Here is a 10759-nt window from a genome sequence, read left to right on the forward strand (position 1 = left end):
GCATTGAGTCCCCTGAATCGGTGTCTTGAACCATGCTTTCCGCGGTATCCAAGACCATCTCTGTTCTGGCCTTGTTGCCAGTCCAAACTGACTTGCGGAGTAGGTCTTGCAGATCACGTGGCATCATGCTGAACCGCTCCTTGAGCTTGCGATTCAGGTGGTAGCCGTCTAGCACGTATCAGTTGGTAGATCCGTTCAAACATCCGCTCTTGATTGGCGAATCCATAACAGCTACGCTTTAGCGCTTTGATCTTACGATTGATGCCTTCTAGCGGGCCATTTGAAAGCCTGGTTTGCGAAGCATTCAAAACCCTTTTGAGGTTTTTCCTTAGTGTGGCAATGGCGATGTCCATTGGCTCACCGCACGACCTGTAGGTCTTGATGAGGTTACTCAGGCGCTCTGTTTGTGAATTAAGTAAAGCATCGTGAATGTCGATATAGGTCTCATAAGCATTGTGTAAGTTTAGGAAAGGCGTGATGCCAATATCGATGAGTTCTTGGTCGGTCAGGCTTTCGTTTATGCCGAAGCGGTAATGTTTAGTTTTGGCGTCTGGATCGGCTTTATGGTAGATTTTCCAGTTTGGTTTTAACGCCTTGTACACTTGAGAATGTTTATCCTTGATTTGCCGTAGCGCTTGAACGCGCATCTGGTCCATCGCTCGACCTAGCAGTTGAATGATATGAAACGGTCGATGACAATCTCGGCGTTAGGGAAGAGCTCGTGAACAAAGTTCTGATACACAGCGTTCATATCCATACAGATATGCTTCACCTTCGCTCTTTCGTCTCTAGAGTAGTTTTCCTCGAAGAATTTTTTGATGGTGTCTGAGAGCCGATCACCAAGCACAGTCACAGGTTTGTGTGTATCAACGTCGATACAGATAAAGGCCATTTGTGAGTGAGTTGAGCGGAACTCATCGAAACAAAGGTTGGTTGGGAGATAGTTGAGCGGTCGCGGATTGATATTATCATCAAGGATGCGTCCAACGGTCGTGGTCGAAATGCCAGTGATTGAGGCAATGCTCTTACTAGTAGTCGATTTCATTGCGAGCTTTAAGGCATACTCAACTAGGCCATTTGAGATTGAATACTTGGGCTTAACTACCGAGGTGGTGGCAGTCAGAGTGGATTTACAATTACCGCAGCGCCAACGCTGCTTATCGAGCTCTAGGAGTACTGGCTGGTCTGTTGGGCCATTAACGTGAATATGAGTACGAATGTGCCCATTGCGCCGCAATGTCGCCATTCCACAATAGGGACAACGTTACAGAAAGTAAGTTAGTTCTGCGTGAATGACCTGATACCTCTTGCGACGAATACCGCGGCCGCGGTATTCGTCGCTGGTTTTGCGGTGTAGTGCCTGGGCTGGTCGGGTCGTTGAGCTATGAGTGGTGCCTAACTGACTGCTAGTTTTAACTAAGCAGCTAATACATTACAACTGCCTTTTCAATGAAGTATAGAAATCCTCATGGGATCCAGCCAACAGCACAATGACTGTTGTTGGAGGACTGATCATATATGCAACGCGGTACTCAGTCTTTTGATACCTAAACCCCATGGTGTATATTCCTGAGAGATCGCCAGTTTTCGCGTCACCAGATTCTGGATCATCTGCAATAGTCGTATAGATCAGATCAACGAATCTTTCTTTAAGCTTCCTCTCTTTAATTTTCTTTAGGTAGCGTATAACCGCATTCTTGAGTTGAATATCACAGGCCAATTTCTTCCTCCAACTCTTTACGAGAAAGGGACGACGTGTCATCATCTGTGGCTAAATTCTTTAACGATTCTGAAATGGCGTGCTTTTGCCGATTAAACTCGCTGACTAATTCATCACCAGATAATCCTTGAGATACTAAAGACTTGAGAATATCAGTAGAAAAATCGAGGAAATTATCTTCATTATCCACGAACCGGTAAAAGATTCCATCGGCTCTTAGTTCGGGGACAACCTTCCGTCCTGGCGCAATATTGTACTCCTTTGGAACCGTCAGTGTGAGCGAGTTGCCTTGTTTTCTTGTTTTAGTTTGCATGGTTTTCCTCCTGTAATTATCCTGTAATTATATTATAGGGCACTTTCCTTAGTTTGTACAGAATAATTACTTGTTTTAACGTCCCAATATATGTTCCATTAGGGTGTACCCTATTGTAACTAAAGTGAGAAGGGAGTATTATTAGTTACATATAAGTGACCCGGAGGCAACCTAGAATTGGCTAAAATCGGTTATGCGCGTGTTAGTACGCGTGATCAAAATCTTGCACGTCAAATTGAGCAGCTACATGATGCCGGTGTTAATAAAATCTTTCAAGAGAAGCTTTCAGGTAAAAATGCCGATCGTCCTCAACTAAAAGCAATGTTAGATTATATTCGTGATGATGATGAAGTAGTGGTATTGAGCCTTGATCGACTTGGTCGCAATTCTCATGATTTGACTGACATCATCGAAACCATTCGCCATCGTGGAGCTCAATTGAATGTTCTAAATCTGCCTAGCTTTGCAAGTATTGAAGATCCTAACCTTCGTAACTTGATTACGACAATTATTGTCGAACTATATAAGTATATTGCTCAAGAAGAGCGCGAAACTATTAAGATACGACAACAACAAGGCATAGAAATTGCCAAACGCCAGGGCAAATATAAGGGCAAAATTCGCGAATATGGTCCTCATTCACCTAATCGTCAAAAACGCTATATTTATAAAGAAGCCTGTCGCCTTTTAAATAGGAAGAAAGACGGAGATGAAACTCTGACCAAGCGACAAATTGCTCGCATGTTAGGTATTGCACCAGTAACCTTATATCGCATCGAAAAGTATCAGGCAGAAGATCTAGCAAACGTTCCCCCTAGTGAGAGGTAAACATCATGATAGATTTAAGGGGCAAACGAATTCTCTTTACCGGCCGTTTGCGATCTTTTCGTCGTTCCCAGGCACAACAGTTAGCAACTATTCTAGGAGCAAAACCTGTCAACGGGATTGGCAAAAATGTCGATATCCTTGTGGTTGGTATTATTAGCAAACCCTATGATCAACTACTTACCACTCAAAAGTTAACGTATGCTAGAACCTATGGCATTCCAAAGATTGACGAATTAGCCTTTATTTCATGGTGCCAATGGCGATTAGATCAATTGAGAACAACTCTTTAAGTACCTGCTTATCAAACGGGGAGATTAGTATGCAAAAGCGTATCGATTTGGCCAATCAAACGTTTGGACGACTCACAGTCATTTTTTTTGGGGAAGCAGTTCTAATGGAAACGCGCTTTGGCTCTGTCAATGTCAATGTGGAAATAAATGTATTGTTGACAGTCAACGACTTCAAAAAGGATTTACTCGCAGTTGTGGGTGTTTGCGATCAGAAATAAGCAGATCAAACATAAAAGCTAATAACCAGACTAAAAAATACATCGCGCATTTTAGAATCAAGTTAGCCACTGTCTCAAAATTTTTTTGAGAGGATGCGCTATGCAACTGCAAGACTTAGAGATATTCATCAGACTATATCAACTACGCTCTCTTAACCAAGCGGCTAAATCACTGGGCTTCGCGCAATCGAACATGACGGTGCGCCTCAAGCATATCGAATCTGAATTCGGGGTGCGCTTATTTACCCGAGATCATCGCGGCCTTACCCCGACGCAAAACGGTACTCAGTTCTATGCATACGCCCAGACGGTGACCCAACTGACCGATGACATCCGGCAACAAATGCACGCCCCTGTGCACAAAAGACGTATCGCGATGTCGAAGTTGCTTTTTGATCTTCTCGTCATCCAGCAAGGAGAATACTCGCTAGCCCATGATACCTTCGCACTATTAACTTCTACAGAGTTCCTTGATTTACCGCAAGACGCAGCTGAGCTGGTCGTCACCTATGCGAACTTCGCGCACACTGGCTACCAGCAGATCGCACGCGCATTCCTCCCTGCTTCGTTTCTGATCAGCGCGAACCGGCCACTCGAGGCCCACCGTTTTCTGATCAACAGTGACCAGCACTGCCCGTTTCGGGCACAAACGCTTCGCTACCTCCACCAAGACTTGTCACAGGTTCAAGAAATCGATTCATGGGACAGTATTATCCACCTAATCCAAGCAGGTCAGGGGATCGCGTTACTACCAGATTACCTGATGGCCCGCGATGACTTGATGCGCACCACGCCACATCAGCGATTCAAGATCCCCTACGCGACCTTTGTACGAAGCGCCTCCTCTCTGTACGAAAGCGTTACGACATGATACAATATCCATAAATATGACAGCTGGTTCCGGAAACCAGAAGAAAGGTATATACATGACGAATATCAAGCTCGTGACCGACTCCTCTGTGCAACTGACTGATGAAGAAATCGCCAAGTATCACATCACCGTCGTCCCACTCACTGTGATGATCGACAACACCATCTACACCGATGGCGAAACCATCAGCCGCGGCGAATTCATGGCTAAGATGGCGGAAGCTTCGGCATTGCCTAAGACTTCGCAGCCGCCGATCGGCCGCTTCCTCGACGTCTACAACGAACTATGCGCCGACGGTAGCGAGGTGCTGTCTGTGCACATGCTGGCGGCCTTGTCTGGCACGGTCAACGCCGCCCACCAAGCCGCCGAGCTGGCCGACGGGCAGGTGACGGTGATCGATTCTGACTTCCTCGACCGGGCCTTGAGCTTCCAGCTGATCGAAGCCGCCAAGCTGATCGAACAAGGGGCCGCTATGCCTGAGCTCCTCGCCCGGATGACGGTGGTGCGCGCCCGGACCAAGGTGATGCTAGCCGTCGCGACGCTGGACAACCTCGTCAAAGGCGGCCGTCTCAGCCGCGCCACAGGGGCCATCGGGTCACTGCTCAACATCAAGGTCATTTTAGAAGTCGCCGATGGCCAGCTCAGCGTCCGCCAGAAAGGCCGCGGCATCAAAACCATCCATCGCTTCGCCGACGATTTGCTGACCAAGCTCACCCAATGTGACCGCCTCGCCGCCGTCGGCATCTCATACGCCGGCAGCGCCGAGTATCCACAGTCGTTGGCAACGCGTCTGCGCCAAGCGCTACCAGCCCTGCCGATCGTCGTGCAGGCGACATCGCCGGTCATCGCCACGCACACAGGCGAAGGCGCCTTTGCCGTGATGTATTACACCGACTGAACCACAGCCAACAGGCATGCCCATCACGGGGCATGCCCGTTTTTTTACCCTAAGTCAGCCGAGCGCCACGAAAGCACAAGGATCACCACATCAACGCACAAGGATTCCTTGTTCAAATTGCACTATATACTGTGCTATGATTATTACCCAACCACAACATATAGACATTGGCGGTGAAATTCATTGAAACATCTCAATATATTGTATATCAGCCTCAGCGGGAACACCACTAACTTCGTCGAGCGCTTGACCCAGCATTTAGCCACATTAGACGTATGCGTCCACGCCATCAACGTCAAAGCCACCCCAGACCCGAAGCCCCTAGACGCACCATTCGTCTCGTTTCTACCGGCTTTTCTCAAAGGCGGCAATGGGGTCAACAACGGCTACACCGAGATCCTGACTGGAATCTTGGCCGACTATCTGGTCTATGCCGACAACTATAAGCGCTGCGTCGGTATCATCGGTAGTGGTAACCGCAACTTCAACAAGCAGTTCGCCTTGACCGCCAAGCAATACGCCCAGCGCTTCGGCTTCCCTTACCTGACTGAATTCGAGCTGCGCGGTAGCGAAAACGACATCGTTCGCATTGGGCAGATGCTGCTCGCCTATGCGCAACCAACGCCCAGTGCCGCCTGGCCCAACCCAGAAGCCTGAGTACAGTGGCAACGACGACGCTTCGCAACGAAAGGATATTTCATGAAAGACTACTTCTATCTCAACAACCTGGTCAACATCCCTGTTGATGGCCAGATCCAGCTCCAATACGACCAAGAGGCATTACATACGTTCCTCGACGAAGAGATCACCCCGCATACCGTACCCTTCGCCTCACTCGATGACTATCTGACCTATCTCGTCGACAACGACTATATCGACGACACCATCTTGGCCCAATACACCCGCGACTTCGTGAAGACCTTATTCGATCGTGTCGCAGCCAAGCAGTTTCACTTTCGAAGTTTCATGGGGGCCTACAAGTTCTATGCCCAATACGCGCAGAAAACCAATGATGGCACCCAGTACCTCGAGAACTTCAGCCAACGTGTCGTTTTCAATGCGCTATACCTCGGCGCCGGTGACGAGCAACTCGCTTCGGCGGTCGCTGAAGAGATCATCACCCAACGCTATCAACCGGCGACGCCGACCTTTCTCAATGCCGGACGCAAGCGGCGCGGCCAGATGGTGTCTTGTTTCTTGATCGACGTCAACGACTCGATGCTGTCGATCGGCCGCGCCGTCAACTCCGCCTTGCAACTGTCACGCATCGGCGGTGGCGTCGGCGTCAACCTCTCTAACATCCGCGCGGCTGGTGAACCGATCAAAGACATCGAGAACGCTTCTTCTGGCGTGGTACCGATCATGAAGTTGCTGGAAGATGCTTTCAGCTATTCCAACCAACTCGGCCAACGCAACGGGGCCGGCGTGGTGTACCTGAACGTTTTCCATCCGGACATCATGGCGTTTCTGGCCACCAAGCGTGAGAATGCCGACGAGAAGATCCGCGTGAAGACGCTATCGCTAGGCGTCGTCGTGCCTGACAAATACTACGAGTTGCTCAAGACCAACGCCCCGATGTACCTGTTCTCACCGCGTGACGTTCAACGCCGATACAACAAGCCCTTCTCCTATATCGACCTCACCGCAGAATACGACAACCTGGTCGCCGACCCTACCATCCGCAAAACCACGATCAACGCCCGCGAGTTAGAGCAAGAGCTGTCCCGCCTCCAACAGGAATCTGGCTATCCTTATATCCTCAACATCGACACGGCCAACCGCACCAACCCGGTGCCTGGCAAGATCATCATGAGTAACCTGTGTAGCGAGATCTTGCAGCCACATGCGCCTTCCGTCTTGAACGATGATCTGTCCTATGCTCAAGTCGGCGCCGATGTCGCCTGCAACCTCGGCTCCACCAACATCGTCAACATGTTGGCGTCACCAGACTTCAGGCGTTCCGTAGAGACTGCGGTGCGCGCCTTGACGACGGTGGTCGATACCACCGACATCAAAGAAGTCCCGACGGTCAACGCCTCTAACCGCCGCTTCCACACAATCGGGCTCGGCGCCATGGGCCTACATACGGCGCTGGCGTGCCACGCGATCGAATACGGGTCACCAGAGGCCCTCGAATTCACCGAGGCGTACTTCATCGCCTTGAACTACTACTCCTTGCTGGCTTCCAATCACATCGCTCAAGAACGCGGCGAAAGCTTCGAAGGCTTCGCGCAGTCGCGATACGCAGACGGTAGTTACTTCGATCAGTACCTGACTGGCGAATTTACGCTGACCAGCGCGAAGAACCGCGCCATTTTTGCTCAGCTAGGGCTCCCGACTGTCGCAGACTGGCAAGCCTTGAAACGGGCCGTTACCACCACCGGCCTGTATCACCGCAACCGGCTGGCGGTCGCACCCAACGGCTCGATCTCCTATATCAACGAGACTAGCGCATCGCTACAACCGATCACCCAACTGGTCGAACAACGCCAAGAAAGCAAAGTCGGGTCGATTTTCTATCCGGCACCTTACCTGTCCAACGAAACGCTGCCATACTACACGCCGGCCTACGACATCGACCAGCGTAAGATCATCGACACCTATGCCGCCGCCCAGAAGCATATCGACCAAGGCATGAGCCTCACGCTGTTCATGCGCTCGGTCCTGCCGGTGGGCTTATACGAATGGAAGACCCCAGAGCAGCCTAAGATGACGACGCGCGACCTCAACCGCCTGCGCAATTACGCCTGGACAAAAGGCATCAAGTCGCTGTATTACATCCGCACGTTCACTGAAGACGACGAGATCAAGACAGCCAACGAATGCGAATCATGCATGATCTGACCCCAGATCGGAGTGGCGCGCACTTAGCGGGTCGGGTAGCCTAGCTGTCGCACTTGAGGTGGTCTTGGCCTCGAGTACGATAGCGTAGCTAGCCGCACCCGCGCCGCGCCACTCGCCGAACCCACAATAGCCCACCAACACAAGAACGATACCATCACGAGGGAGAAACATGGCATATCTATATTATAAAGCGATCAACTGGGACGAGACTGAAGACGAATTTGATGCGATGATCTGGGAACAGCTCACCAACAACTTCTGGCTCGACATCCGCGTCCCGATCACCGAAGACCAAGCGGCATGGGCCGCGCTGGACCCCACGACGCAGACCAAGATCGGCCGCGCCTTAGCGTCTGCCAGCTTGTTGGCGGCATATCAATCCGAGCGCTGTGCACCAGCGCTGCGCTCGTGCCGCCGGACGCAACAAGAAGAAGCCGTGCTCAACATCATGACCTTCATGGAGTCTGTCCACACCAAAGGCTACACCACGATCTTTCGCGGATTAGGCGAAGACGACAATGCGGCATCATTCTTCGCTTGGGCAGACAACGACGCGGCAACGCAAGCGGCACTGACCAAGCTCGATGACGCGATCCAAAGCCCGGTTGCACCGGTCCGTCAAGCCGCCTTCATCCTGATCGAAACCGAGCTGCTGTACAACCGCCTAGCGCCGGTATTGGCCGTCACCACCTTGCCGAACGTCGCTAGGATGCTGACGAATATCTTGGCTGGTAGCTTGATATTCGTCAACTATATAGGCTACAAATGGCGCCAGAATCTCGCTGCATTACCCGCCGCCGAACAAACCGCCGCTTCAGCCGCCATCCAGGCGCTAGAACAAGCACTGGCCGAATGGGAGCGTACCTGGTCGACAGCACTTGACCCGCACGCCGATGACGACGCGCTGATGCTGGGCCTGCATCACGCCAATTCATTGTTAGACTTGCCCCTAGGTGAAGTCGCCGACACGCCACTCGCGGCGTTAGTCGAAACAACGCGCCAGCGCGTGCTAACGCCTGTTGCCCATGAGCAGATAGTCGACGTCGACGCGACGGAAGCGATGATGGAAGAAGACTACGATTTCTGATCCGCCAGCGCACTCACCACACGCAGAAAAGGAAGTAAGCAATGACATTCACAACCGTTAATTGGAACACCATCGAAGACGAATTCGATGAATATGTATGGGACAAAGCCACCGCCCAGTTCTGGCTAGACACCCGCGTCCCAGTTTCTCACGACCTCGCGACATGGCGGACACTTTCTCCAACCGAGAAAGACGTTATCAACAAAGCCGTCGGTGGCCTGGCACTGCTGGACACCTTGCAATCGGAAGAAGGCGTCAACGTCATGCGCGAAGACGCCCGCACGCGCAAAGAAGCCGCCGTCATCAACGACTTCTTGATGATGGAATCTATCCACGCCAAAAGCTATGGCACCATCCTGATCTCTTTGAACGACCAGAAAACTATCAATGCCGTCTATGACTGGATGAACAACGACCCGCGCATGCAATACAAGGCGCGTGTGATCAATGAGATCTACCAGACCGGTAACAATATCGAGAAGAAAGTCGCCAGCGTTTTCCTAGAAGGGATCTTGTATTACACCAACTTCTTCACCCCGCTGTGGTACCGCGGCAACAACAAGCTCGCCAACCTCTCGGAGATCATCAAGCTGGTCATCCGCGATGAATCCGTCCACGGCACCTACCTCGGCTACAAGTTCCAACTCGGCTTCAACGAGCTCCCCGATGCCCAGAAGAAGACCTTCAAAGCCTGGATGGACGACCTACTCGACGACTTGCTCGAAAACGAATTCGCCTTTAGCGACGCCTTATACGCGCCGATCGGGCTGGCCGATGAGGTCAAACAATTCGTGCGCTATAACGCCAACAAGTCCCTGCAGAACATGGGCTTCCCTGCCCGCTTCGAGCACGCCGCGATCGAAGACATCGACCCGATCGTCATGAACGGCATCTCCACAGAAACCGCCAACCACGATTTCTTCTCTCAAGTCGGTGCCGGCTACCTCATGGGCACCGCAGAATCGATGCAAGAAAGCGACTATGACTTCTAAGTGATTCACCCCAACGCCTTACACACATCAGACAACAATCTGATGTGTGTAGGGCGTTTGCCGCTGCAACAAAAAAACTCACCTAATCTAAGGTGAGTAAAAACTGCTACCGCGGCGCTGCCCTTGCTTCAGGCCTTGGGGGAACCCTGCAGAAAGGGAGTTTCCGCTTAGTTTTTATCGGAGTGTAGTCGCTGCGCGGGTGTGCAACGCTACGTGTAAGGCTAGTCAAAGTACCATTAGGGCTACCTTGACCGATGGCTTCACAGCACACTTTAACCTGGATTATTCACCTCGGTATTTGGGACATGAAATCGCATCTGGCCGGTCTGAAAGCAACGTTTGGAGCGTTGCGAATACTGACTGAGCGGAGAAGTTGGTGATCGATGCACCACGAACAGACCGACCCAGTTTTCGGCTCGACGCACGACCTATTCAGTTATTCAGTTCAGGTCGCCAACTGATGGACTTCGTCCATGAGCCGACTAAACCAGTTCTTGTAAACATAGTTAGAAGCAAGATGAATCACCACACGACGGGCGTGCCAAGTAATCTTACCGGCGATGTGAAAGAGACTGAACCGTAGCGAGGAGATGGTTGAACGACGGTCTTCCGAGACAAAGAGCTGTTTAAAGAGCTGAACCAGGTTATAGGCAATACCGGTGATCAAGGCTCGTGCAGTGTTCCGTGCAAAAGTTGAG

12 protein-coding genes and 2 pseudogenes are annotated in these 10759 nt (G+C 51.2%); 9 read left to right on the forward strand and 5 right to left on the reverse strand.

Going from position 1 to position 10759, the window contains the following annotated elements; translation table 11 throughout:
- The 4 genes and pseudogenes from ACKTSG_RS12275 to ACKTSG_RS12290 all read right to left on the reverse strand — a co-directional run.
- Positions 1 to 178 (reverse strand): annotated as a pseudogene (locus tag ACKTSG_RS12275) (ISLre2-like element ISLca4 family transposase); the annotation flags it as partial.
- Positions 177 to 1429 (reverse strand): annotated as a pseudogene (locus tag ACKTSG_RS12280) (ISL3 family transposase); the annotation flags it as partial. The pseudogenes ACKTSG_RS12275 and ACKTSG_RS12280, both read right to left, overlap by 2 nt.
- A gap of 3 nt (positions 1430 to 1432) precedes the next feature.
- Positions 1433 to 1720: a type II toxin-antitoxin system RelE/ParE family toxin gene (locus ACKTSG_RS12285; RefSeq protein ID WP_054719993.1), complete on the reverse strand. Its 288-nt coding sequence runs from the start codon at positions 1718 to 1720 to the stop codon at positions 1433 to 1435.
- Entirely contained in the window at positions 1710 to 2033 is a 324-nt protein-coding gene (locus tag ACKTSG_RS12290; RefSeq protein ID WP_407895181.1) for an AbrB/MazE/SpoVT family DNA-binding domain-containing protein, read from the reverse strand. The genes ACKTSG_RS12285 and ACKTSG_RS12290 overlap by 11 nt, the downstream gene beginning before the upstream one ends.
- A 177-nt stretch (positions 2034 to 2210) precedes the next feature.
- On the opposite strand from ACKTSG_RS12290, the gene ACKTSG_RS12295 reads away from it, so the two are divergent.
- From ACKTSG_RS12295 to nrdF, 9 genes are all read left to right on the forward strand, one after another.
- Complete coding sequence (locus ACKTSG_RS12295) at positions 2211 to 2861, forward strand: recombinase family protein (protein WP_003586220.1); 651 nt, start codon at positions 2211 to 2213, stop codon at positions 2859 to 2861.
- A 5-nt stretch (positions 2862 to 2866) separates the two neighbouring features.
- Positions 2867 to 3151, forward strand: coding sequence for a BRCT domain-containing protein (locus tag ACKTSG_RS12300; RefSeq protein WP_407895184.1), 285 nt, complete (start codon positions 2867 to 2869; stop codon positions 3149 to 3151).
- A gap of 29 nt (positions 3152 to 3180) precedes the next feature.
- Positions 3181 to 3369, forward strand: a complete 189-nt coding sequence (locus tag ACKTSG_RS12305; protein WP_407895192.1) for a hypothetical protein — start codon at positions 3181 to 3183, stop codon at positions 3367 to 3369.
- A 100-nt stretch (positions 3370 to 3469) separates the two neighbouring features.
- Positions 3470 to 4240 (forward strand): LysR family transcriptional regulator, encoded by a 771-nt coding sequence (locus ACKTSG_RS12310; RefSeq protein WP_164509913.1) that lies wholly within the window; start codon positions 3470 to 3472, stop codon positions 4238 to 4240.
- A 55-nt stretch (positions 4241 to 4295) separates the two neighbouring features.
- Complete coding sequence (locus ACKTSG_RS12315) at positions 4296 to 5138, forward strand: DegV family protein (protein ID WP_407895186.1); 843 nt, start codon at positions 4296 to 4298, stop codon at positions 5136 to 5138.
- 183 nt (positions 5139 to 5321) lie between these two features.
- The gene (locus ACKTSG_RS12320) at positions 5322 to 5795 is read left to right on the forward strand and encodes a class Ib ribonucleoside-diphosphate reductase assembly flavoprotein NrdI (RefSeq protein WP_054719084.1); all 474 of its coding nucleotides are present in this window, start codon (positions 5322 to 5324) and stop codon (positions 5793 to 5795) included.
- Positions 5796 to 5837: 42 nt separating this feature from the next.
- A complete protein-coding gene (gene nrdE, locus ACKTSG_RS12325) occupies positions 5838 to 7982 on the forward strand; it encodes a class 1b ribonucleoside-diphosphate reductase subunit alpha (RefSeq protein ID WP_407895188.1) in 2145 nt (714 codons plus the stop codon).
- Between the two features lie 169 nt (positions 7983 to 8151).
- On the forward strand, positions 8152 to 9069 hold the full coding sequence (locus ACKTSG_RS12330; RefSeq protein WP_407895189.1) for a ribonucleotide-diphosphate reductase subunit beta: 918 nt from the start codon (positions 8152 to 8154) through the stop codon (positions 9067 to 9069).
- 41 nt (positions 9070 to 9110) lie between these two features.
- Positions 9111 to 10061 carry a class 1b ribonucleoside-diphosphate reductase subunit beta gene (gene nrdF / locus ACKTSG_RS12335; RefSeq protein ID WP_152164928.1) on the forward strand — a complete coding sequence of 317 codons (951 nt, stop codon included), beginning with the start codon at positions 9111 to 9113 and terminating at the stop codon, positions 10059 to 10061.
- 445 nt (positions 10062 to 10506) lie between these two features.
- Here nrdF and ACKTSG_RS12340 read toward each other — a convergent pair.
- The coding region (locus ACKTSG_RS12340; RefSeq protein WP_407895191.1) for a transposase at positions 10507 to 10759 on the reverse strand (253 nt) is incomplete at its 5' end.

Origin of the sequence: Lacticaseibacillus salsurae (assembly GCF_045862175.1) — a bacterium.
GTDB classification, from domain to species: domain Bacteria; phylum Bacillota; class Bacilli; order Lactobacillales; family Lactobacillaceae; genus Lacticaseibacillus; species Lacticaseibacillus salsurae.

Coding starts and splice junctions, on each gene's coding strand:
- nrdE (WP_407895188.1), top strand. CDS start 5,838: ATGAAAGACTACTTCTATCTCAACAACCTGGTCAACATCCCTGTTGAT.
- ACKTSG_RS12305 (WP_407895192.1), top strand. CDS start 3,181: ATGCAAAAGCGTATCGATTTGGCCAATCAAACGTTTGGACGACTCACA.
- ACKTSG_RS12330 (WP_407895189.1), top strand. CDS start 8,152: ATGGCATATCTATATTATAAAGCGATCAACTGGGACGAGACTGAAGAC.
- nrdF (WP_152164928.1), top strand. CDS start 9,111: ATGACATTCACAACCGTTAATTGGAACACCATCGAAGACGAATTCGAT.
- ACKTSG_RS12290 (WP_407895181.1), bottom strand. CDS start 2,033: ATGCAAACTAAAACAAGAAAACAAGGCAACTCGCTCACACTGACGGTT.
- ACKTSG_RS12310 (WP_164509913.1), top strand. CDS start 3,470: ATGCAACTGCAAGACTTAGAGATATTCATCAGACTATATCAACTACGC.
- ACKTSG_RS12315 (WP_407895186.1), top strand. CDS start 4,296: ATGACGAATATCAAGCTCGTGACCGACTCCTCTGTGCAACTGACTGAT.
- ACKTSG_RS12300 (WP_407895184.1), top strand. CDS start 2,867: ATGATAGATTTAAGGGGCAAACGAATTCTCTTTACCGGCCGTTTGCGA.